Origin of the sequence: Bifidobacterium miconis (assembly GCF_019331735.1) — a bacterium.
GTDB lineage: Bacteria > Actinomycetota > Actinomycetes > Actinomycetales > Bifidobacteriaceae > Bifidobacterium > Bifidobacterium miconis.
On record NZ_JAHBBH010000027.1, the window covers coordinates 1 to 20593 of the forward strand.

The following is a 20593-nucleotide window of genomic DNA, read 5'->3' on the forward strand; positions in this document are numbered from 1 at the left end:
CCCGTCCTGTTCGAGAGTGATCCAATAGCCGCGAAGCCGATAGTAGTTCGTGTCCGACAGCAACTTCACGGCCTTCGACTCGTCACTGATGATGAGGCCACGATCCCGCAGGCGACGCACCTGTTCCGTGTAGGAGAGTGCCGGCTTCATGGGGGAGAAAGAAAACGACCCCGCCTGGTTCGCTGCATCAAACATGCGCGCGTGCGGGGTACTGTTGCCGCTCATTCTAACACCTGCCTCCATCCTTGTACACATAACGCGTGTCGACACCCCGTCACGGCAGTTCCTCGTATGCTTCCTGCTCGGCCTCGGTATCACCGTGCTTCGCGGCCAAGTCCATGAGTCGACCGAGCGCACGCTTCGTAACAGCCTCGTCAGAATCCGGCGAGCGCTCGCCGTCAGCGTCGTCATCCGAAACAGGAGATGAATCTGTAGGCGATGAAGTGCGGGCGTAATCTTCCTGTATTCCGGGATCTGTGGACAGTCGTTCCGCGTCTGCGACGATCTCGCTTAATGGAATGTTTAGAGCGATGGCGATGCGCCGTAGCTGTTCATAGTCGGCAACCGTGTTTAGCTCAAGGATTTTGCGCATGGTGCCGTACGGGATGGCTGACGCTTCCGCCAGTCCCGGTGTCTTCATCTCGCGTGTAGCCATTGCGCGACGAATCGCAATCGAGAGCGCCTTCGACTCGACCGTGGGCTTTTTCTTTCCTGTTGCCATATGGGACATGTTACATCCAAACAACACGCGACACGTCCCAAATGGGACACGCCGAAGTTGCGCCCAGCGTGTCTCGAACGTAATATGTGCCATATGGAACACATTGAGCCCACATCCGCACAACTTGGTGCCGCGTTGAAAGATATTCTGTCCGAGATCGGAATGACTCAGGATGATCTCGGAACGTACTGCGGTATCCCTCGCAACTCGCTGAACCGCAAGATCAACGGCGGCGTATTCAGCTTCGATGAATTGACCCGCATCGCCCATGTCGTGAAGATGCCGCTCTCCAAAATCATCGAGAAGGCCGAGTCTTCTATCAAGTCTTCTGCTTCGGCGCTCGCTGATGGAGGCGTGAAATGAAAACGAAGGTGGATCTCTCCCAGTATGATGGCGCTTCCTTCGACGCCGCCGTTGACGTGTTCTACGCCGTGATCGACGACGTCACCCGTCTGATCGAGTCGTCCCCGGAAGGACGTCTGACGGTCGCGCGGCTTGCGAAGTATCGCTCTCAAACGATTCGGGACTTTTACGCTGCCCGCGGGATTCAACCTGAGCGGGCGAGTAACCCAGATACTCCAGTATCGTCGCAGAATCGGCAAACACCCCCAACGCGAACCCAGCCGCAGCGACGCAGGGAACCACTCGGCTCTTCAGGAATTCCATCACCGTTCGCTGCGATCTCTCGTCTTTGGGAGTCGCTGCGATGATGTTCAACGAAGTCTGCAAGCGAGCGAACGCGATGTCCAGCTTGAAATCGCCGGTCAGATCATACTCGTCCAACGCGGTACCGACCTCACGAGCGAGCCGGGCCACGTACTCCTTGAGCTCCCTCGGCAGCGTGACGGACTTGAGCAAGTCGGGAACGCCGGCCACGAGCTCGCGGATACGCTCCCTCCTCTCCTGCGGGTATTCGGCGGCGTTCGAATCCAGCAAACGTTCCGCGGTGCGCAACGCCATGCGACTCTCGACCGAGAGGGGCACCTTCGAGTCGGTCATTTCCATGCTGCGGCCGTTTCGCTCCCACGCGACCGAGATGTTGTACCAGATGCCGTCAAGGCAACGAACCGCCAAGTCGGCGTCCTCGTCCCCGGCGGCCGCCGCCGTTCTCAAAGCGCTGTCCACCTCGGCCATCGCGCCCGACACGTCCGGGAAGCGAAACGTCATTCCCGTCCCATCAGCCATCAGGAACCGCTTCACATACGCAGCCGCGTTCATCCCATCCTCCCTGTCGAAAGAAGCAATTATGCACAACACTACAGCGCCCGCCGATGGAGGCACACGATGAGCGTGCTCAAACTGGTCAACCGCGACGATCCGGCCCGCCCCTTGACCGTCAGGACCTATCCGGACGGGAGTGCGGAACTGCGCCTCGGCGATCTCGGCATCACCGACAGCGTCATCACGCTCAACCCCGCCGAGGTCTGGCAGGTCATCACAACACTCGACAACACGGAGGCGGAACAATGAGCCGGTTCAATCCCGAAATGAGCAACGACAGATATGAAGTCACCTACCATCTGACCGGCCGGTCGGGCGACCCGTACCGATTCGCGCTCCACTTCTATCTCAACGGCAACGCGTTCGACGTCGAGGATATGAGCATGGGCGACATTCAAACGCTCAACCGGCATATCGCCAGCACCATCCGCGAAGCCCGCCACGCCAAACAACTCGCAGACCAGGAGACGAAATGATGGACTACGGCGTTCCGATGACCATGGACGACAAGCTCACCGACCTGCTGTACACACTGCAGGAAGGCCTTCGCACCGGAGACCTGCACCATTTGGAGCAGGCCATGCTCAACCCGCGCATGCTCCTCGACGTGATAACACCGGAGGAATACGACGGGCTGAACACGGCCATGAACCGCGAAGCGCTGCTATGCCAGCTCGACTCGGTCGCGCGATTCTGCCTAGAGATCCTGAATACGGCCCTTGTCAGTCAAGGCGAGAACGGTTTCCTGCGCCCCATAGCCGATGAAATGAACGGCCTTGGCAAGTTCCCGCATCTCAGGATCCTGCGTGCTCTTCTGGATCCGAGCGGCGATGCTCGTGCCCGTGGCGATGTTGTTCAACGCGTTCTTCAGCAACTCACGCTGCGAGGCAACCATGATACTTCTCCTTTGAACTGGCATCGCGCCCTTTACACGATGCTCGACAACATTCTAGGAGAAGACGGTGGCGGCAGCTTCTCCGCCGCCACCAGTCCCATTCCCAACAACAAAAAGGCGGAACGATGATCACCGCCGTTTACCACCAGTCTTGCCGCCCATCGGATGTGAAGAAAAACAATCGGGTGGACCCGGTTGGTCTCGCCACAGGTTCGACCGGCGGGCGGCATCGTTACCCGTACCTCACGCTCCTCGTCGTGCTCGTCATGGCTCTCATCTGGCTGTTGACGCATGAGGGGTGCGCGCATCCGATCGGCAACGCGATCGCATGGTTCGTGGCGTGCGGCTACGTGCCGTTCCGCCTGCTGTTCCTGCTCGAATCGAAAGGGAGTGAATCATGAGCCACGTGCAAGCGGACATGACGATCAACGGCGTCGAATACCTCAAGCCGGCCAGCGTGTCGGCCATGTTTGGCGGCACGCCCACGGTCGGCACGCTGTCGGTATGGCGCACCTTGGGCAAGGGACCGCGGTTCGTCAAGCTCGGCGACAAGACGCCCGGCTGCAAGCTCGACCGTCGCCCGGTCGCCTACCCGCTGACCGAGGTCATGGCATGGGCCGCACGCAACCCGGTGCAAAGCCAGACCGTGGCCGCCTGAGCGCACCGATAGTCGTCCAGGGCTGAGCAAGATCGCCCCCGGTACGCAGATCACGGACTCGTCACCGTGGCAAACGTCGGGACGCCGGTGCAATTCCGGCGCAGTCCACGAGAGCACGACAGTGCTCGCCAACAAGGAAAACACAACAGAACCGGCCCCGCTGCAACGGGGCCGGACACGACAAGGAGAAGGAGACATTTATGGCCAACGAGACCATGCTCACGATCGTCGGGAACCTGACCGCGGATCCCGAACTGCGCACGATCGGCAGTGGCGCGAACGTCGCGTCGTTCACGATCGCGTCGACGCCGCGCACGTGGAACCGACAGTCCAACCAGTGGGAGGACGGTGCCGCGTTGTTCATGCGCTGTTCCGCTTGGCGTGACCTGGCGGATCATGTGGCGCGCAGCCTGTCGAAGGGCGATCGGGTGATCGCGCAGGGCCGTTTGCAGCAGCGTTCCTATCAGGCGCAGGACGGTACGAACCGCACCGTGATGGAACTGCAGGTCGACGAGATCGGCCCCAGCCTGCGTTACGCGACCGCGGCCGTGGCTCGCGTCGCCCAAGCGAAACCCCGCAACGGGTATGCGGGCGGTGCCACGTACGGACAGCAGTCCGCGTCAGCGGCGCCGCCCGTGGAGTCAGCGGCGCCGCCCGTGGAGTCGGCGGCCGGCGGTCCGGAGGATCCGTGGAGCAGCGGAGGCCAGTCGTTTGGTGGTTCGGCCGATTTTGGCGGACGCAACGACGGTGATCCGGAATTCTAGGAGAGGGGGCAGTAATGCCGAGGAGAAAAAATGTCGAGCTTGAGGAATTGTGCAATGCGGCGTGGCAGGACCTGAGCGTGAAGGATCAGCGTGCGGCCCGCCTGTACGCGGCGCGCACGTATGAGGATCTGATCGAACCGGCCATCAACGTATTGGCTGACCAGCCGCAGCTCAGCCTGAATCAGGCGTTGAAGGTCGCCGCCCAGGACTCGCAGGCCGATGCGGGTTCCGTAACGCCAGTGGAGCCAGAGGACGGCTGGTGGGACGTGCTGCCGGTGGATTTGCACGACAAGGGGTTTCAGGGCAAGTGGGCCGCTTTGGCGGCCTTGTGCGACCAGCAGCCCGGCCGCTGGCAGGAGATCGATCTCCAATTCGACTCGTACAAGGCGGCCTGCCAGTGGGCGTCGAACATTCGCCGCGCGCACTCCGGCTCGTGGAAACCGGCCGGACGCTACGACGCGCAGGCTATCGAGAACCCGAAGAACAAGTTCCGCGTGTTCGTGTCCCGCAAACCGGAGGCGGTCTGATGGCATGGATCCGAGTGGAGACCGGCAAACACGTGCGCCTCACCCCGGCACAGACGCGTCTCATGTCCCGCCTCCTGGTCGCGGACGTCATCACCCAGAACAGCAACCGCTTGCGCACGCTCGCGATCCTCGACGACCTAGGCCTCGTCGAACAGGCCAGTGAGGACCGGTGGCGGCTCACCGGCTACGGGCGCAGGATCGCCCTCGAACTGGAGTCGCGATGATCACCCGCACCACGATCAACTACACCACCCCGACGGGCGCCGGCCGCTTCTCCTACCAGACGGTCGACCAGCATCCCCGGGAGTATCCGCCGTCGGTCAGCCCGATGGCATTGCAGGCCATGCTCGCCAGCCTCGCCGACAACACGAGGGTCACGGGCATCGACATCGATCCGATCAAGGAGACACCATGAGCGCATTGTTGACGGGACGTGCCATGCGCACCAAGGTCGGCGACCGCGGCGCCAAGCAGGTTCTCGAACACCTGTGCAACTACGCCGACGAGAACGACCGGGCATGGCCGTCGGTGAGCACGCTCGCCGACGAATGCGAATGCTCCACCAGCACCGTGATCCGCGCATTGCGCTACCTCGAGAAGCACGGCCTGCTGGAACGAGACGAGGAGTACGGGACGCGCTACGGCGCCGACCGCAGCCCGTACGTGTACCACATCACCCTCGCCCAGGCCGAACAGGTCGAGTACACTCGCCGCCGCGCCAAGGCCAAGCAGGCCGAACGCGCCAAGAAACGGGGTGTCACCCATGACACCCCGCACCCTGACGACGGGGTGTCATCAGCGACACCCCGCGGGGTAGCACCCACGACACCCCGCGGGGTGTCAAAAACCGACGACGGGGTAGCACCAGTGACACCCCGCGGGGTAGCACCGGTGACGAAACGGGGTGTCACCCATGACACCCAAACATACATAGAACAATCATTAAGAACATCCAAAGAGAGAGTACGCGCGCACACCACGGACACCACAACCACACGACTCCAAGCGCTCGCCGCGTTCACCCCCACCAGCAGCCACCGCAAACTCGCCGCCGACTACCACGTCGACTGCGACTGGGAGCTAACCAAATTCCTCGGCAAGATCGCCGAAACCGGCAAACCCCCAGCCAACCCCGACGCGGCGTTCACGAACTGGCTCCACCGGGCACGAGAACTCAACCTCACCACACCCCCAGCGCTCGCCGGCCAGTCCGGCGGCCAGTCGGACTTGGAGCGCAGGGCGCGCAAGTTGCTCACGTCGAGCCGTCTGGTCAAACGCCGGTATCCCGACGAAGCGACCCGTCTGCAATGGGTGCCTCAAGTCGCCCGCATGATCAGCGAAGGCGTTGAATCCGGCGAGATCGTGAACAGGCTCACCTACGGCACCGCGGACGAGCTCGCCGCGAAGGGCATCATCGTCGACGATCTCGCCACCATCGCCTAAAAACCGTTGAAACGAAAGGATTTTTACCATGAAATGCTGGCTGAAACACGAATGGCCGTGGATCGCCCTCACGCTCCTGTGGGTCTCGCTCACGATCGCCAACCTGCTGCTCGACGCCAACCGCATCGCGATCGCGGTCGACGGGCTCATGCTCGGCGTGTCGATCGTCCAGGCCACGCTCGGCCACCAACTCTGGCACGCCAACCGCGAACTCGACGGCCTGCGCTCGCAGCACGTGAACGCCCTGGTGTCAGCGTTCATGCTGCATCCGATCGAACACGAACTGGAGCACGACGGCGACAAGGCATTGATCACCCTCGAGCACAAGGATGGCATGCGCGGCTATCAGGTCGAGATCATTCCCGGCATGGACGGGGAAACCGTATGACCCGCCGTCTCATGGTCGGCGTGTTCCTGATCGGCCTGACCGCGGGCACGCTGCTCGGCGCGACCATCACGCACGACTGGCACGCCGACAAGCCACAACCCGCGATCGAATGCCCCGCCGTGAAAACCGAAGGCCAGCCGTGAACGGCCCGGACAACGATACTCGCAGGCTGATCCTGCACAGGGACGCCTACCGGTGCCTAGTCTGCGGCCGGGATCTGGAAGCCTCGTGGAGCGGCTACAGCATCCACCACCGACGATTGCGCAGCCACGGCGGCCCCGATCTCAACCAGCCATCGAACCTCATCCTCCTGTGCGGATCCGGCACCACCGGATGCCACGGCGAAGTCCACGCCAACCCCGATCACGCCTACCACCACGGCTGGCTCGTCCACGCATGGGCCGACCCTGCCACCACTCCCCTCCTCACCCGCCGCCACGGATGGATCCTCCTCAACCCCGACGGCACATGGACACCCTACCGAAAGGACATCCAATGAACACCATCCACACCAACCCCGACACCACCGCCACGGCGCTCGCCGGCATGCCGTTGGATCCGCCGATCCCGCCGGTCAAACCGGAGCGCCTGTTGTGGATCGACGTGGAAACCACCGGTCTCAACCGCGACGAGTCGAAGCTGTTGGAGATCGGCATGATCGTCACCGGCATGGACGGCGTGGACGACGGCGATCAGTTCACCACGATCGTCCGCCCCACCGGCCTCGACCTGTTCGACATCAGCCCCGCCGCGCTGCGCATGCATTTGACGAACGGCTTGTGGGATATGGTCGCCGGCTCGGCGCATCAGAGCGGTGTCGGCTACCCCGTGACCGCGGTCAACCTCAACGAATTCATCTAGAACGAAGCCAGCCAATACACGCTCCACCCTGCCGGCACGAACGTCGACTTCGACATCGACGTCCTCACCAACCAGTTCTCCGAGTGGCTTGGCCCCGACTGGCTGCGAGCGCACCTGAGCCACAGGAAACTCGATCTGACCGCGTTTCGTATGGCCGACATCGCGCTCGACGAGGATCCATACCAGCATCATGCCGGCTCGCATCGTGTTCAGGACTGCATCAAACGCGACCGGTCCGATTACGCCGCGTACCTGGACCTGCTGCGCACCGCGAAAGAGGGGTACATCGCATGAACAAGCATTGGGCGAATGATCCGGTCAACAGTCCGAATCACTACACGCGCTCGCATCCGGGCATGGAGTGCATCGGCCTGACCGAGGACACGAGTTTCTGCCTGGGCAACGCGATCAAGTACCTGTGGCGTTACCACAGCAAGGGTCGTCCCGTCGAGGACTTGGAGAAGGCCCGCTGGTACCTGTGCCGCTGCATTGACCGGTGTGAACGAATCGCATGGACCCGCCAACAGCGCGACATGCTCAGCAAGCTCGCCCTCGAGGACTCCGCCCCTTATGTCGAAATCGCTCTATGGGCCGATCTCCATCAAGGCGATCTCGACGCCACTCTCTACCACCTCGACACCCTCATCGAACAGGAGAAAAACCAGTGATGCGATTCCACAAGATCAGCCCATGCCCGCGCTGCCACGGCAAAATCACGGCACGATGGGAACACAGGACCGAACCCTACGCCTCCCCGCACTGGCAGTTGATCTTCCAATGCACGCACTGCCGTCAACGATGCCGCCTGGACTGGGACTTCGAACCCTACAAAGGCATCTACTACCTGCACGCCATACGCCGATGGAACCTCATCTGCAACGGCGCCCGCCAATACCAACACATCTACCAAACCCTGAAAGGCAACAAATGAAAATCCCCCGAGTGCATTACGACCCAGACCCTATCTGCTCCATCCACGGCGCAGACCTGAACCTCATCGATCTGGGAGACAAATACGGCGAAGGCCTGTACTGCTTCGAATGCATGTACTGGTGGCCACAAGCCAACTACTACCCCAACATCGATGAAATCCACACACGCGAAGGAGAACAAGGCAAACGCATCCCATGGGAAATCATGCGCGACATACTAATGAACTACCTCACAGACGATCAAGCCGACTCCTACTACGAAGGCTACAAAGACGCACAAGAAGGCAAACCCAACCGATATGAAAAACCCAACAATGAATAAACTCGCCAAAACATTCACCTACAACAACATCCGCCGCGCGCTCGCCGACTGGTACGCCGACAACTGGCAAACCGTCACCGACCAGCGGATCGACGAACAAGCCAAATATATGTACCAGTACGGCACCCCGGAGCAATCATGAGTAGCAACACAGAACTCGTCATCCAATCAAACCCAGCCAACAGCCAGTCCACAGAAATCAAATTCAACCTGACACCTGACGACCCGATCAACGGCAGAACAATCATGTGCTGGACGGAAAACCCCGAACCATGCCGGATCGATTGGGACGACGCCGAACTCCTCTGGCGCTGGCTCGGCCTCATCCTCGGCCATCATGTTCCGGAGGCCGAGTCATGAGCGCGAGTCTGACCGAAGGCGGTGTGAAGGCCATGAGCGCCTACAAGAAACTCGCCAAACTCAAACACGACACGGCCGTCACGCTCCTCGAATCCGACGACCTCAAACAGCTCATGGACGGCATGGACCTGTTCAACCGGATCGAACTCGCCTGGCGACTCCGCGTCGGCGACCACGTCAACGACATGCACTGCGCCATCCTCATGCACGGCCTCCACACACGGGACCGGCAGCAAGTCCGCACCGCGCTCGAGATCATCGCCGGCACCCACCGGCCCGACAAGCCCGCCAAACCCGTCGGCTGCCAGCAATGCGGATACCCGGTCAAACCCGGCAACACGCTCTGCTACTACTGCCGCACCGGCCACGCCCGACCATGGAGCAAGAGAAAGCACATCCAATGAAACGCATCATCACCGCAACAATCACCACGCTCATCCTCATCGCCTGCGCCGGCTGCGGACAGACGGTATCCGAAGATGGACAGGGACGGATCGACTGCGCCGATCAAGGAGCCGGGTACGCCCTGTGCTCATACAAGGTCCCAATCGGCGAAACCAGATACGTCACCTGCGTGGCAAGCGACCGCGGCCTGTCCTGCGACTGGGCGCACGCCGACGGCGCAGACCAAGGAAGGTCGGAATGAACGTGAGCGAAAGCATCGACTGGAAGAACGTCGAACACCCGTGGGACTTGGACCGACACCGATTCATCGCCATCACCCACAGCGGGCAAACACTGGACGGCTACTTGTTCTACCTAGCGTCGGAATATGCCGGCGGATACTGGGAACTCCAAGACGTGGACGGGTTCGCCGTCATCATCCGCCGCAACATCGACAGTCACCGTCCCGAACTCAACCGCATCCAATTCGAATCGGTCAACGTACTCAAGGAGACACAACAATGCGCACGAGAGTCAACGCGAAACTGCGTGACATGATCCTCGACTGGAACCGCAAAGGCGTCAGTGTCACCGACACCGCGCACGCGCTCAAACCCTACGGGATCACCCAGGCTGAAATCATCGACGTGATCAAAGCCGGACACCCTGCCAAACCAGACCCCAAATACGGGCCCGAATTCATCAAGCCCCTGTTCTAACCCACGCACAACCACACCAACAAAAAACGGCTCCCCGCACCAGTCGATGCAGGAAGCCCTAGCCAGTCAACCAGTATAGTCGACGGGAGCGGGGAGCCATGCCACAGTCCACCAACCAGCAGCATTTCCACGACAACCTCACAGCCCTCAAGCACGGCTACCAGCCATTGTGCTTGATCGCCGTGCGCAAGGCCAACGTCATGGCCCGCTCGCAGGGCCACGGCACGCGCTCCGTCGCGCCCATCCCGCTCAACCTCGGCGCATGGCAGCTCGCCCAGGACATTCGTACGCTCACGTCATCCATGGCACGCGCCGCCGGCCTCCGCTACGGCAACCACATGGACGTCGAAGACCTGCTCACGGGCATCATCGCCAACATGCCGCGCCTGCTCTCCCGCCCGGACGCGCCAACCATCATGGCGCTCACCGATCAGGCCACCGTCCGATTGGACCGGATGCTCAACCCGCCGCCGGATACGAAAATGATCGGCTGGTGCCCCGACTGCGGATGCGAACTGCGCTGCGACCCGCTCGAATTTGCGTCCGGGTACAAGGCCTGCGACGCGTGCCATGCCGAGCACAAAATCAAGACCATTCATTCCTACAGCATGGCGCGGCTCGCGGCCGGCGGCGCGCAGGGCACCGCCGCCGAAATCAGCCGACTCCTCGCACCATGGGGCATCGACGTGAAACGCAACACGATCACGCAGTGGGCCAAGCGCGGACGAATCACACCGGTCGCCCACTGCGACGACGGGCCGGTATATCTCGTATGGGACGTGTGGCAAGTGTTGAACAGTCACACGACGAACGGCTAGCATGTGGTATGCTCATGGTGAGCTTGAACGCCCGGACCTGCCTAGACCGCGGGGCGGGGCTTCGGGTTCGAGACAATGGAATCGGCTGTCGCAGGCGTCTGCGGCGCATTCGTGAGCGCCGCCGCGAGAGCAGGACGTCACCGCCCACTGGCAGGGCCAGACGGCTAGACCGGCCGATGCCACAACCCGCCCCTCTTGGGGCTAGTCATGCAGAAGACTGTAAAAAGACGGTTCCGTTGTCTCGGAGGGGCATCTCGGTCGGATGCCCCTCTTTTTATGACTTCAGGGAGCGGGACGTGAACATCACCAAAGCCAAGATCGACATGCTGGCCGCGGCACGCAAGGCCGCTCCGGCATATTCCCGTCTCGTCGGCATGACCACCACGTTCGTATGCTCCGACGGATTCACGCTCCCAGTGCGTTGGCAGGCATCCAATTTCGCCCACTTGTGCGGCCTCGACTACTACATCGACGCCTCCCGCACACGCCGCTACCCATATGCCAAGTTCTACGAGCACCTGATCGCCGGCAGAAGAATCTCGGAACGTCAAATTGCGTCCAACGGAGACGTCCGATGGCTGCCGGAAAAAATGAAGGTGCTCACAGGAGCCATGGAGGTAGACAAGGCGGACGCGGTAGTCGAATCCGGCAACAGCCGCATCATGTTCTACACGGGAACCGAGGTCTGGTGCATCGGCATCGGATACGATCACAAGAACGGCTACTACTTCCCACAGTCACTCGTCCGCAAATCATACGAGAAAGCGATGAAGCCGGGCAGCACGGCGCACCCGGTCGATCACGTGGAGTTCGATGCCACAGTTGCATGACTGACTGTCACCGATATTTGACAAACGGCCTCTGTCACCGTATACATAGCTACAATGGTCATTTCCATGCGAACATGGTGGATGACCTCGATTCACACGGCCCCGCGCTGCAGCGACAATCGACAGGGCCACCCTCGCATCAGTAGCTCAGCGGCCAGAGCACACGCTTCCCAAGCGCCCCGGCGCCGGTTCGAATCCGGCCTGATGCTCGTTGGCTTGCGTGGCACCCCTTTTCGGTTGGCGCTGACGGCGGTGTCACGCATTGCCCAAGTTTTATGATTGGCGTATGCCAACCGAAAACGAAAAACAAGCCCAAGCCAAACAGGCATTGGAATGGTTGAACAAACATTGGTCCCAATCGAAGGCATGCCCCATCTGCGGTCAGGCTCAATGGCAGCTCTCCCCGGCGTGCATGATCGTCGAGGACTTAGGCCCCAACCACACATTCGATTACAGCAATCAGCTCAGCTACATTCCGGTCAATCCCGTTGTTTGCATGAATTGCGGATACACATTCCTGATCAATTCCGCCATTGGGGAACGCGCGGCAAAAGACGGCAGCAAGGAGACGACTCCCGATGGCCAGTGAACCGAAGCCATTCGAACAACAACCCGTGGTGACCGTCGGCACGCAGGGAGCGTTGATGAATGTACGCACCACTCCGAGAGAAGAGGGCCAGACCGTGATTCTCAACGAAGAAGTGAGCAACATTCGCCGCGAGGTCAGACAGCTCAAACCGCTCGAATCGGCCAGCGAGAAGATATTCGACGCCGCGGTGTCCACCGCGATCGCCTGCGTTCTCCAGTTCGCGGCGTTCGCCGCGTCGGCGAAGGAACCGTTGACGTGGTCCTTGGGAACGGTGGCAACCGCTGCGATTCTTGCCTCATCCATCGCGGTTGCGTTCTTTTCGTTCTTCCAACGGAAGCGCGATGCAGACAATGACGTGTTCGAGCAACAGCGTCGGAATATTCTGGAAGATCTGGACCGCATCGCTCCGGAACATTGAACCAGCGTCTTGACAAACAAGAAGCGGCGCCCGCGATGATTCTCGCAGGGCGCCGCTCGTGTATTCACTCGCCGGTCTTGGGGTGCTTGCGTGGTCGGCCTCCGCGTCCCGGACGTTGGGCGTTCCACCGGTCGATGGTCTCGGGCAGCCAGCCGCGAGTCGTGCCGATCCAAGCGTCCGGTTCGGGCAGCTTGTATCCCTTGGCTGAGGGGTTGGTGGTGCCGATGCGTTCGCCGACCTGTTTGAGGCTGAGGTAGTGCTTACCGGTCATTGCCGTCGGTCTTTCGCGTGGATGCGATGGCGGCGGCTAGTCCCATGATGCCGGCCGCGAGGCCGAAGCCTCCTGCGGTGATGAGGCTTCCGGAGATCGCTCCGCTGAGTGAGACCGCGCCGAACAGCGCGGATATGATGCCGAAGACGAGAGTCGTACGCATGATGGTTCTCCTGATGGTCTAGACTGGATTGTCGGGTTCCGGCTACGTCCCTTAGCCGGAACCCTTTGTGTACCCCGAGGGGTTACTTCTTGTGTTTGGGTGGCTTGCGGCCGACCCAGATGATCGCGACGATGGCGATGATGTTCGCCACGGTGCTGTTGATGGTGTCAATCCAGTCGTGAAGACTCATCGGGTTTCCTCCTTTCTATTTGTTTGGTTGACATAATACATTATAGCCCAACTAAGTAATTAGGTCAAGCCGAGAACACACGACACGCCGATATATTCCAACGATTCCAAGGCGGTGACACATGACCTATCTCATACAGGGGCCGACGCTCACGCTGAAACTCATCGGCAGAAACACCCCCGGGGCCATCGCTGAAATAGGCACCCTCCCCGTACCCATCAGCGTCAACCCCGACGGCTACATCACCGTGGACGAACTCAAGCCCACACTCGAAGCGAGTTGCGCCGCGTTTTATGACACATGGATGAAACTGTGCGGACAGGCGGTCGAATATGAGCCACGTCAACGAGACGCAAGCTCCAAAGACATATAGTCAAGAGGGACGGCATGGCGAGCAATCCCAGACGAGGCAACGGCAAAGCCTACCGGCGCGACCAGTTGTGCCAACGCGTCTACTCCCATTACGACCACTGCTACATCTGCGGCCGTCCAGTAGACAAGACGCTCGCATGGCCCGACCCGTGGTGCAAGACCGTGGACGAAACCATACCGGTCGCACGCGGCGGCAACCCATTGGACTGGCACAACGTCAACCTCGCGCACAACTGGTGTAACAGGATCAAGGGAACCCACACACTGGAATGGGCACGCAACGAAGTCGCACGACTACTACGACTAGACCGCAACGCGAAACCGCCGCAACGACCGACATCAATGCCCCTGACAACAAGCGGCGATTGGTAAACCCACGGGGAGCCACCCTCCCGGCCGGCCAAACCAGAACCTCGGGCACAGTCGGAATCTCTCCCCCGATCGACAACCGTTAACCGTTAACGGTTCCGACCATCGTTAAAACACCGGAGGAGGTGCTGTTTTGCAAGCGAGAACCTGCGCACGCTGCGGCAAGCCCCTCGACGCGAACGCGTCCCCGAAGGCGCGCTACTGTTCCGACTCATGCCGCGTGCTCGCCTGCCGGGAACGCCGGAAGGCCGGGAAACCAGGGAAGACCGAGGCGAAACGTCCTGTCCGAGAACCAAAGCCGGCCCCGCCGTTAAACTCACGTGAATTCGACCGGATGATGGACGGCAGCATCGAGGACGAGCTGCGTTACGTGCGCGACCGGCTGAAGGAATATCTGGACGAACCGGCGACGTCGGCGTACGCGATCTCGAACATCGCGGCCCGCTACGTCGCCGTGTGCGAGAAGCTGCACGACATGGTCGGTGGCGACCCGCTCCTCGACTTGGAAGACGATGTGACGGAGGTGAACGAGAATGCCGGAGCGAGCATCGTGTGAATCGTCCTTATCGGCGTCAACGAGTCCTTCGAACTGCCGACCAGGCTCATGGCGAAGCTCATGGACGATATGGACCGACAGAGGCTCATAACCATCGTCGAACAATTCGACCGGGAACTCGAACAGGAACGCGAGACTATCGAGACCCTGAAAGGCGTGAAGAAAGCCCACCTCGGGCTCATGTTCCCCGGATAAGGAGATACGCATGAGCGAACGTCGATTGTCTGAGATCGCGCAGCGGCTCGTGCAGCCGTCGGGGATCGTCTCCTCGGATTTCACCCGGTTGAACCGGCTCGCCGTCAAGGCCGGCATTCATTACGACCTGTGGCAGCAGGGGCTGTTGTGGCTTCTGTTCGCCCGCCGCGCGGACGGGAGGTACGCGTGCGGCGAGGGCGGGACCGTGGTCAGCTCGTGCCGGCAGATCGGCAAGACGTTCACGCTCGGTACAGCCATGTTCTTGAAGTGCATTCTGCGCCCGGGCCTGAAGGTCATCTGGACCGCCCACCACACGAGAACCAGCGACGAGACGTTCGCGGACCTGTGCGATCTGGCCAAGAACAAGGTATTGGGCCGGTACGTGGAACGCATCCGCCGCGCCAACGGCCAGCAGGAGGTCACGTTCCGCAACAGGTCGCGCATCATGTTCGGCGCGCGCGAGAACGGTTTCGGCCGAGGCCTGCACAGCGTGGACGTGGAGATCTTCGACGAGGCGCAGATCCTGACCGTGCGAGCATTGGACAACATGCTGCCCATCGTCAACACGAGTCCCGACCCGCTCGTCGTGTTTCTTGGCAATCCGCCCAAGCCCGGCGACCAGTCCGAGGTGTTCGAGGAGAAACGCCGCAACGCCGCCAGCCAGGTGGACGGCATGGTGTACGTCGAGCTCGCCGCCGACCGCGACGCCGACCTCGACGACCGCGAGCAATGGGGCAAGGCCAACCCCAGCTATCCGAAACGTACGAGCGAGACAGCCATCCTCAGGATGCGCAACCTCATGGCCGACGACAGCTTCCGCCGCGAGGCGTTGGGCATTTGGGACGAGACGACCGCCAGCCGCGCCATCGACCCCAAGGCATGGGAGGACGCGGCCATCGATCACAAGGTCACGCCCACCGATACGGATCTGGTCGGCTACGCCTTGGACATGAGCCCCGACCGGAGCACGCTCGCCATCGGCGGCGCGATCCGCCACCCGGACGGCACCACGCACATCGAACTGCGCGAGTTCAAAGCCACCAGGCAGAACGGCACCATGTGGGCCGTCGACTACATCGCCGAGCATTGGCCCAAGACCGCGGCCGTCGTCATCGACGCCCAGTCGCCCGCCGCCGCCCTATTGCAGGAACTCAAGGCACGGCATGTGCGCCCGATCATCACGAACGCACAGGACATGGGACGCGCGTGCGGCATGTTCCAGGACATGCTCACCGCCCATAAGCTCACCCACCTGCCCGACCAAGACCAGCCGGCCCTCGCCACGGCCGTGGAGCACGCGGTCACCCGCCCCATCGGCCAATCCGGCGCAGTCGGCTGGAACAAAACCGGTTCGGACATCGACATATCCCCGTTGGTCGCCGTCACGCTCGCCCTGTACGGCACGTTCATCACAAAACGCAACCCCAACCGCAAACAGGAGGTGATGATCTGATGGTCTCCAGCGAAATCGTGACGGCTTCGGGCGGCAAACCGTACCTGTACGGCAGCGTCCTGCCCACGGCGCGCGGCATCGACGGCATCGACGAATCCGACTGGGATGCCGTCGACCGTCTCCTGCGCGTATGGGTCGAGAAACAGCCGGGCAACATACTGCGCACTCTCTACTACGACGCGCACGAACGATTGAAGGACTTCGGCATCAGCATGCCGGACAAGATCAAATCGAACATGGTCATGCCTCCGGTCGGATGGCCGGCCAAAGCCGTGCGCACGCTCGCCGATCTGAGCGCGTTCGAAGGCTTCCGCATCGACACTCCGGGAAACACCGCATTGCAGGACGATGTGGACGCGTTGACGGACGCGAACGCGTTGGACACCGCCGTGCCGCAAACCATCGTAAGCGCGTACAAGCATTCGTGCGCGTTCCTGACCGTCAGTCGCAACGAGGACAACGACGTGCAGGTCATCCCACGATCCGCGGAATGGTCGTCGGCCGTGTGGGACACACCCCATAACCGCATCGGTTCGGCCATGTCCATCACCGATGCGGACGAGAACGGCGACATCACCGGGTTCACGGTATGGCTGCCGGATCGCCTGTACGAATGCTCGAACGTGAACGGCGTATGGCATGCCGACCCGCGGGTCACGAACTACGGTCGGCCGACCGTGGCCGCACTATGCTACGACCCGCAGCTCGACCGACCGTTCGGCCGATCCCGTATCACCCGCCCGTTGATGAGCCTGACCGACATCGCCTACCGCACGCTCGTGCGCATGGAAGGCAACGCCGAATTCTACTCGAGTCCGAAGGTCTGGTTCCTCGGCCTTGGGGCGGCCGCGTTGAAAACGGACACGTGGAGCAGTCTGATCAGCGCGATCAACGCGGTCAGCCGCGACGAAAACGACGAGATACCCACGATGCAGCAGATCAGCCAGGCGTCGATGCAACCCCATTCCGACATGCTGCGCACCATCGCCATGCTCGTCGCCTCCGAGACCAGCCTGCCGGTCAACGATCTCGGCATCACGATGGACAACCCCGCATCGGCCGAAGCGATGGCCGCCGCGGAACGCAAACTGTCCCGCGAAGCCGACCGCCAAAACCGGTTGTTCTCGCGAGCGTTGAAGGATGTCGTCGGCATGGCGCTCGGCCTCGGTTCCGATGATCTCGCCCGCGTCACGACCGTGTGGGCGCCGACCCGTGAGATATCCGACGCAGCGCGCGCCGACTATTACGCGAAGGTCGCCGGCGTCAATCAGGATTTCGCCGACTCGGACATCGGCCTGATGAAGGCCGGGCTCACCTTCGGCGAGATCCAGTCGTTCCGCGCCTACCAGCAGCGCATGAAGGCACAGAAAAGCATCGAACAGCTGAAGCAACGCACCCTACCCCAGCAGCAGGAGGTGACCGGCGATGGCGAATCCGAACAACCTGCCGGCCAGTCGGGATCTGAGGAAGCTGCTGGAACGGGCGCAGAAGGACTACCAGGATAACCTGACCAACCTGACCGACGCTGCCGCCGACGACATCGAAACCGCATTGCACCGCGGCGATCTCGACATCAAGGAGCTCGTCAACTCGTACGCGCGGGACGCCTCGCAATTGGCGAACGATTATTACGACCAGCTGCGCGGCCTATGGGCCGAACAATCCGACGAGCCGATGCCCGACTTCGTGCACGGCAAACTCGTCGACCCGTCGCGCGTGCTCTGGCAGGTCGAACACGGCTTCTCGAACACGGACTTCAACGGCCTGACCTACAAGCAGGTCATGGAAGGCCGCAGCCGCGCCGGCATGACCATCGACGACCTATGGCCGCCGTTGGACAACGTGGACGACGCACAGCAGTTCATCGCCGACATGATCCAATCCGCCGGCCGCCTGACCATGCAGCGCAACATCAAACTCGACCCCACCAAACCCAAGTGGGCACGCGTGTGCGGCGGCGCGAAACCCTGCGCGTTCTGCGTCATGCTCGCCAGCCGCGGCTTCGCCTACAACAGCCAGGAGACCGCCGACTTCGGGCCCGGCTTCCACGACGGGCACTGCCACTGCACGGTCGTTCCCAGCTGGGGCAAGGACGACATCCTCCTCAAAAAGCAAGCCCAGTGGAAGGGCATGTACAAGGACTCCATTAAAGCTGCTGGGGGCACCAAGGTCAAAGGCAAAAGCAACGCCTATTACAGTGACGTGCTCGCCGCGATGCGCCGTCTCTACGCGAACGAGCTGAAAGACGGCGTCATCCCCGTCCCGGATATCCGATGGAGTCATAAGCCCCTCGCTCCTACTAAGGACGAACTCGAAAGGCTTTCCGACATGACGATCGTCAAACCCGGAGACAGATATTCACCGGAACGAAAGAAGGCCGCACTCGTTGACTGGTCCGGCGACGACTATACGCAGATCAACGGCTATCTGTTCGGATTGACCGGGGAGACACCGGCAATCCGATCTTGGGTCAGCCGGATCGACGAGGCCATGAACGATCATGAGACACGACGCGCCTTCACCGTTGATCGTCTCATGAGACTCGACTTTTTCAAAGTGAATTCAGTCGACGATGTCGTGGACATCAAACGTGGCACGAAGTTTCCCCACGCCGGCTACGCTGCGGGAACCACCAACATAGGAGGCGTCGCCGCAGGAGACGGAGACCGCGTCGCCGCCAGAATCCTTGTTCCGCCGGGCAGTCACGGCGTATACTTGGAGCCATTCACCCAACATCCGGGTGAGCATGAGATTCTTCTGCCACGAAACCAGATGTTCATGATCGACGGCTTCGGCACGCTTCCGGATGGTTCGCCGCTGGTATATCTAAGGATGGTGTGACATGGCGATTGCCCCGGACAGACTGGACAAGTTCACGTTCCAAGGCGAATTCCGTCCCGTCACCGATCCGGAAGAGAACGATCGGATCAACAAGAAGATCGGTTTTGTCCCTCCATCGGATGAAGAGTGGGCGTGGGTATCCGCACAATGGAAAAAACGCTGGCGCAATGAGCCCGGCCTATCCACTGACAAGCTACAGGCCGAATACGCGCGCAAGAAAGCCCTCGGACAACTGTAACCCTCAAAACCGTCTTTCATGTTTATAACCACCCGCACGGGTGGTTTTTCTATATCTGGAGGTAATCATGGCAGATGATAACGTCGAACGGGCATCGGTCAGCGTGAAAGTCGTGCCCGATCTGAACATACTACGTTCCTTCTTCACGGACATGCTTGCCGTCATCGACAAATACGATGACGGCAAGCATGCAGATCAAGCTGATCAGATCAGATGATGCGCCTTGGCGCACTCATCGCAGACCGGCACGGCGCCGGCAGGCATGCCCACCGGCGGTTGGATGCGCTTATGGCAGTAAGCACACTCATGACCGTGCTCGGAGGCATAGGCGTTGACCGCCAGCCGTCCGATCTTGCGCATGTCGCTGTTTTTCAGCGTGACTTTCACTTTGCCCATGAACGTCCTCCTTTCTGCGGATAAGGCCCGCGGACAACACATTAGAGGACGCCCCAACTCTTCAACCACTCCGCACGGGGTGGTTTTTTTATGCCCGAAACGGGCCCCTACCAACAAGGAGAACATCATGTTCAACACGAACCAGCCCTGGTACCTGCGCACGCCGCGCCGTCTTCGATTCGTCGATGCGGGCGCAGACACGGGCGGCACCGACGGCCAGCACGGCAGACAGCCAGCAACGGGCGACAACAACGGCGAAAACGTCGACTGGAAGTCAAAATTCGAGACGGAGCGAGCCCATTCACGCGAATGGGAAAAGCGCGCCAAAGACAACAAAGCCGCAGCCGACGAGCTGCAACAGCTCAAAGAAAGCCAAATGAGCGAACAGCAGAAAAACGAGGCGCGCACCGCGAAGCTCCAAAAGGAGCTCGACGCGCTCAAGGCCGAAAAGCAGTCGAACGAGTGGCGCTCGCAGGTGGCCGAAGAGTCCGGTCTGCCCGCGAATCTCATCGTCGGCGATTCGCTTGAGGCGATGCAGGCGCATGCGAAGGCCATTAACGAGTACGCGTCGGCGAAGACCGGCCGGCAGTTGCCAAAGGTCGCCGATCCCGGTCGTCGGCCGCAGGCGGCGCCCAACGACCTGCTGCAGTACGCGGCCGAAGTGTTCTCCAACTAACCCATCCTCATCACCCATCCATT

43 protein-coding genes, 1 tRNA gene and 1 pseudogene are annotated in these 20593 nt (G+C 61.1%); 39 read left to right on the top strand and 6 right to left on the bottom strand.

Annotated elements, in window-relative coordinates; genetic code table 11:
* Both KIH79_RS09055 and KIH79_RS12905 read right to left on the bottom strand, forming a co-directional pair.
* Window positions 1–225: pseudogene (locus KIH79_RS09055) on the bottom strand (hypothetical protein); the annotation flags it as partial.
* 49 nt (window positions 226–274) lie between these two features.
* The gene (locus KIH79_RS12905) at window positions 275–721 is read right to left on the bottom strand and encodes a helix-turn-helix domain-containing protein (RefSeq protein ID WP_236023760.1); all 447 of its coding nucleotides are present in this window, start codon (window positions 719–721) and stop codon (window positions 275–277) included.
* 93 nt (window positions 722–814) lie between these two features.
* Here KIH79_RS12905 and KIH79_RS09065 point away from each other — a divergent pair, with 93 nt between their 5' ends.
* Complete coding sequence (locus KIH79_RS09065; RefSeq protein WP_236023761.1) at window positions 815–1084, top strand: helix-turn-helix domain-containing protein; 270 nt, start codon at window positions 815–817, stop codon at window positions 1082–1084.
* 81 nt (window positions 1085–1165) lie between these two features.
* Here the strand turns inward: KIH79_RS09065 and KIH79_RS09070 are convergent, their stop codons facing one another.
* The gene (locus KIH79_RS09070) at window positions 1166–1939 is read right to left on the bottom strand and encodes a hypothetical protein (RefSeq protein WP_236023762.1); all 774 of its coding nucleotides are present in this window, start codon (window positions 1937–1939) and stop codon (window positions 1166–1168) included.
* 66 nt (window positions 1940–2005) lie between these two features.
* Between KIH79_RS09070 and KIH79_RS09075 the strand changes: the two genes are divergently transcribed.
* The 28 genes from KIH79_RS09075 to KIH79_RS09205 all read left to right on the top strand — a co-directional run bounded on the left by KIH79_RS09075 (window position 2006) and on the right by KIH79_RS09205 (window position 12850).
* Window positions 2006–2191, top strand: a complete 186-nt coding sequence (locus tag KIH79_RS09075) for a hypothetical protein (RefSeq protein WP_219059094.1) — start codon at window positions 2006–2008, stop codon at window positions 2189–2191.
* A complete protein-coding gene (locus KIH79_RS09080; RefSeq protein ID WP_219059095.1) occupies window positions 2188–2418 on the top strand; it encodes a hypothetical protein in 231 nt (76 codons plus the stop codon). Before KIH79_RS09075 ends, KIH79_RS09080 begins: the two co-directional genes overlap by 4 nt.
* Window positions 2415–2966, top strand: a complete 552-nt coding sequence (locus KIH79_RS09085) for a hypothetical protein (protein WP_219059096.1) — start codon at window positions 2415–2417, stop codon at window positions 2964–2966. The genes KIH79_RS09080 and KIH79_RS09085 overlap by 4 nt, the downstream gene beginning before the upstream one ends.
* Window positions 2963–3238 (top strand): hypothetical protein, encoded by a 276-nt coding sequence (locus tag KIH79_RS09090; RefSeq protein WP_219059140.1) that lies wholly within the window; start codon window positions 2963–2965, stop codon window positions 3236–3238. Before KIH79_RS09085 ends, KIH79_RS09090 begins: the two co-directional genes overlap by 4 nt.
* Window positions 3235–3495, top strand: coding sequence for a hypothetical protein (locus KIH79_RS09095; protein WP_219059097.1), 261 nt, complete (start codon window positions 3235–3237; stop codon window positions 3493–3495). Before KIH79_RS09090 ends, KIH79_RS09095 begins: the two co-directional genes overlap by 4 nt.
* Before the next feature lie 200 nt (window positions 3496–3695).
* A complete protein-coding gene (locus tag KIH79_RS09100; RefSeq protein WP_219059098.1) occupies window positions 3696–4259 on the top strand; it encodes a single-stranded DNA-binding protein in 564 nt (187 codons plus the stop codon).
* Between the two features lie 14 nt (window positions 4260–4273).
* On the top strand, window positions 4274–4786 hold the full coding sequence (locus KIH79_RS09105) for a hypothetical protein (protein WP_219059099.1): 513 nt from the start codon (window positions 4274–4276) through the stop codon (window positions 4784–4786).
* Complete coding sequence (locus KIH79_RS09110; protein ID WP_033496310.1) at window positions 4786–5010, top strand: hypothetical protein; 225 nt, start codon at window positions 4786–4788, stop codon at window positions 5008–5010. The genes KIH79_RS09105 and KIH79_RS09110 overlap by 1 nt, the downstream gene beginning before the upstream one ends.
* Window positions 5007–5201, top strand: a complete 195-nt coding sequence (locus KIH79_RS09115; RefSeq protein WP_219059100.1) for a hypothetical protein — start codon at window positions 5007–5009, stop codon at window positions 5199–5201. The genes KIH79_RS09110 and KIH79_RS09115 overlap by 4 nt, the downstream gene beginning before the upstream one ends.
* Window positions 5198–6229: a helix-turn-helix domain-containing protein gene (locus KIH79_RS09120; protein ID WP_219059101.1), complete on the top strand. Its 1032-nt coding sequence runs from the start codon at window positions 5198–5200 to the stop codon at window positions 6227–6229. Before KIH79_RS09115 ends, KIH79_RS09120 begins: the two co-directional genes overlap by 4 nt.
* Before the next feature lie 28 nt (window positions 6230–6257).
* Window positions 6258–6617 carry a hypothetical protein gene (locus tag KIH79_RS09125; RefSeq protein ID WP_219059102.1) on the top strand — a complete coding sequence of 120 codons (360 nt, stop codon included), beginning with the start codon at window positions 6258–6260 and terminating at the stop codon, window positions 6615–6617.
* Window positions 6614–6760, top strand: coding sequence for a hypothetical protein (locus KIH79_RS09130; RefSeq protein WP_219059103.1), 147 nt, complete (start codon window positions 6614–6616; stop codon window positions 6758–6760). Before KIH79_RS09125 ends, KIH79_RS09130 begins: the two co-directional genes overlap by 4 nt.
* Complete coding sequence (locus KIH79_RS09135; protein ID WP_338023140.1) at window positions 6757–7116, top strand: HNH endonuclease; 360 nt, start codon at window positions 6757–6759, stop codon at window positions 7114–7116. Before KIH79_RS09130 ends, KIH79_RS09135 begins: the two co-directional genes overlap by 4 nt.
* Entirely contained in the window at window positions 7113–7478 is a 366-nt protein-coding gene (locus KIH79_RS12910) for an exonuclease domain-containing protein (protein WP_236023763.1), read from the top strand. Before KIH79_RS09135 ends, KIH79_RS12910 begins: the two co-directional genes overlap by 4 nt.
* Window positions 7479–7628: 150 nt before the next feature.
* Complete coding sequence (locus tag KIH79_RS12915) at window positions 7629–7772, top strand: hypothetical protein (RefSeq protein ID WP_236023764.1); 144 nt, start codon at window positions 7629–7631, stop codon at window positions 7770–7772.
* Window positions 7769–8146: a DUF3310 domain-containing protein gene (locus KIH79_RS09145; RefSeq protein WP_219059105.1), complete on the top strand. Its 378-nt coding sequence runs from the start codon at window positions 7769–7771 to the stop codon at window positions 8144–8146. The genes KIH79_RS12915 and KIH79_RS09145 overlap by 4 nt, the downstream gene beginning before the upstream one ends.
* A 274-nt stretch (window positions 8147–8420) precedes the next feature.
* Complete coding sequence (locus tag KIH79_RS09150) at window positions 8421–8732, top strand: hypothetical protein (protein ID WP_219059106.1); 312 nt, start codon at window positions 8421–8423, stop codon at window positions 8730–8732.
* On the top strand, window positions 8725–8874 hold the full coding sequence (locus KIH79_RS09155; protein ID WP_219059107.1) for a hypothetical protein: 150 nt from the start codon (window positions 8725–8727) through the stop codon (window positions 8872–8874). Before KIH79_RS09150 ends, KIH79_RS09155 begins: the two co-directional genes overlap by 8 nt.
* Window positions 8871–9092 (top strand): hypothetical protein, encoded by a 222-nt coding sequence (locus tag KIH79_RS09160; RefSeq protein ID WP_219059108.1) that lies wholly within the window; start codon window positions 8871–8873, stop codon window positions 9090–9092. Before KIH79_RS09155 ends, KIH79_RS09160 begins: the two co-directional genes overlap by 4 nt.
* Window positions 9089–9496, top strand: a complete 408-nt coding sequence (locus tag KIH79_RS09165) for a hypothetical protein (RefSeq protein ID WP_219059109.1) — start codon at window positions 9089–9091, stop codon at window positions 9494–9496. Before KIH79_RS09160 ends, KIH79_RS09165 begins: the two co-directional genes overlap by 4 nt.
* Window positions 9493–9738: a hypothetical protein gene (locus KIH79_RS09170; RefSeq protein ID WP_219059110.1), complete on the top strand. Its 246-nt coding sequence runs from the start codon at window positions 9493–9495 to the stop codon at window positions 9736–9738. Before KIH79_RS09165 ends, KIH79_RS09170 begins: the two co-directional genes overlap by 4 nt.
* Complete coding sequence (locus KIH79_RS09175) at window positions 9735–10034, top strand: hypothetical protein (protein ID WP_219059111.1); 300 nt, start codon at window positions 9735–9737, stop codon at window positions 10032–10034. The genes KIH79_RS09170 and KIH79_RS09175 overlap by 4 nt, the downstream gene beginning before the upstream one ends.
* Entirely contained in the window at window positions 9998–10195 is a 198-nt protein-coding gene (locus KIH79_RS09180) for a hypothetical protein (protein ID WP_219059112.1), read from the top strand. Before KIH79_RS09175 ends, KIH79_RS09180 begins: the two co-directional genes overlap by 37 nt.
* A 98-nt stretch (window positions 10196–10293) precedes the next feature.
* Window positions 10294–11013, top strand: coding sequence for a hypothetical protein (locus tag KIH79_RS09185; RefSeq protein ID WP_219059113.1), 720 nt, complete (start codon window positions 10294–10296; stop codon window positions 11011–11013).
* 296 nt (window positions 11014–11309) lie between these two features.
* On the top strand, window positions 11310–11843 hold the full coding sequence (locus tag KIH79_RS09190) for a PBECR4 domain-containing protein (protein ID WP_338023141.1): 534 nt from the start codon (window positions 11310–11312) through the stop codon (window positions 11841–11843).
* A gap of 136 nt (window positions 11844–11979) precedes the next feature.
* Window positions 11980–12052, top strand: a tRNA-Gly gene (locus KIH79_RS09195).
* 77 nt (window positions 12053–12129) lie between these two features.
* A complete protein-coding gene (locus KIH79_RS09200; RefSeq protein ID WP_219059114.1) occupies window positions 12130–12432 on the top strand; it encodes a hypothetical protein in 303 nt (100 codons plus the stop codon).
* Complete coding sequence (locus tag KIH79_RS09205) at window positions 12422–12850, top strand: hypothetical protein (protein WP_219059115.1); 429 nt, start codon at window positions 12422–12424, stop codon at window positions 12848–12850. Before KIH79_RS09200 ends, KIH79_RS09205 begins: the two co-directional genes overlap by 11 nt.
* Before the next feature lie 64 nt (window positions 12851–12914).
* Here the strand turns inward: KIH79_RS09205 and KIH79_RS09210 are convergent, their stop codons facing one another.
* Window positions 12915–13121 (bottom strand): hypothetical protein, encoded by a 207-nt coding sequence (locus KIH79_RS09210; RefSeq protein WP_219059116.1) that lies wholly within the window; start codon window positions 13119–13121, stop codon window positions 12915–12917.
* Entirely contained in the window at window positions 13111–13284 is a 174-nt protein-coding gene (locus KIH79_RS09215; protein ID WP_219059117.1) for a hypothetical protein, read from the bottom strand. The genes KIH79_RS09210 and KIH79_RS09215 overlap by 11 nt, the downstream gene beginning before the upstream one ends.
* A 311-nt stretch (window positions 13285–13595) precedes the next feature.
* Here KIH79_RS09215 and KIH79_RS09220 point away from each other — a divergent pair, with 311 nt between their 5' ends.
* The 9 genes from KIH79_RS09220 (at window position 13596) to KIH79_RS09255 (ending at window position 19715) form a co-directional block, all read left to right on the top strand.
* Entirely contained in the window at window positions 13596–13847 is a 252-nt protein-coding gene (locus KIH79_RS09220; protein WP_219059118.1) for a hypothetical protein, read from the top strand.
* A 14-nt stretch (window positions 13848–13861) separates the two neighbouring features.
* A complete protein-coding gene (locus KIH79_RS09225; protein ID WP_219059119.1) occupies window positions 13862–14218 on the top strand; it encodes an HNH endonuclease in 357 nt (118 codons plus the stop codon).
* Between the two features lie 331 nt (window positions 14219–14549).
* The gene (locus KIH79_RS09230) at window positions 14550–14771 is read left to right on the top strand and encodes a hypothetical protein (protein ID WP_219059120.1); all 222 of its coding nucleotides are present in this window, start codon (window positions 14550–14552) and stop codon (window positions 14769–14771) included.
* A 60-nt stretch (window positions 14772–14831) separates the two neighbouring features.
* Entirely contained in the window at window positions 14832–14966 is a 135-nt protein-coding gene (locus tag KIH79_RS13045; protein WP_274607635.1) for a hypothetical protein, read from the top strand.
* Between the two features lie 10 nt (window positions 14967–14976).
* The gene (locus tag KIH79_RS09235; RefSeq protein WP_219059121.1) at window positions 14977–16419 is read left to right on the top strand and encodes a terminase; all 1443 of its coding nucleotides are present in this window, start codon (window positions 14977–14979) and stop codon (window positions 16417–16419) included.
* A complete protein-coding gene (locus tag KIH79_RS09240) occupies window positions 16419–17924 on the top strand; it encodes a phage portal protein (RefSeq protein WP_219059122.1) in 1506 nt (501 codons plus the stop codon). Before KIH79_RS09235 ends, KIH79_RS09240 begins: the two co-directional genes overlap by 1 nt.
* A complete protein-coding gene (locus tag KIH79_RS09245) occupies window positions 17845–19260 on the top strand; it encodes a VG15 protein (RefSeq protein WP_219059123.1) in 1416 nt (471 codons plus the stop codon). The genes KIH79_RS09240 and KIH79_RS09245 overlap by 80 nt, the downstream gene beginning before the upstream one ends.
* Window position 19261: 1 nt before the next feature.
* Window positions 19262–19498 (top strand): hypothetical protein, encoded by a 237-nt coding sequence (locus tag KIH79_RS09250; RefSeq protein ID WP_219059124.1) that lies wholly within the window; start codon window positions 19262–19264, stop codon window positions 19496–19498.
* 67 nt (window positions 19499–19565) lie between these two features.
* A complete protein-coding gene (locus tag KIH79_RS09255; protein WP_219059125.1) occupies window positions 19566–19715 on the top strand; it encodes a hypothetical protein in 150 nt (49 codons plus the stop codon).
* Here the strand turns inward: KIH79_RS09255 and KIH79_RS09260 are convergent.
* Complete coding sequence (locus tag KIH79_RS09260) at window positions 19703–19894, bottom strand: cytochrome C (RefSeq protein WP_219059126.1); 192 nt, start codon at window positions 19892–19894, stop codon at window positions 19703–19705. The two genes, KIH79_RS09255 and KIH79_RS09260, sit on opposite strands and share 13 nt — an antisense overlap.
* A 127-nt stretch (window positions 19895–20021) precedes the next feature.
* Here KIH79_RS09260 and KIH79_RS09265 point away from each other — a divergent pair, with 127 nt between their 5' ends.
* On the top strand, window positions 20022–20570 hold the full coding sequence (locus KIH79_RS09265) for a DUF4355 domain-containing protein (protein ID WP_219059127.1): 549 nt from the start codon (window positions 20022–20024) through the stop codon (window positions 20568–20570).
* Window positions 20571–20593 lie beyond the last annotated feature (23 nt).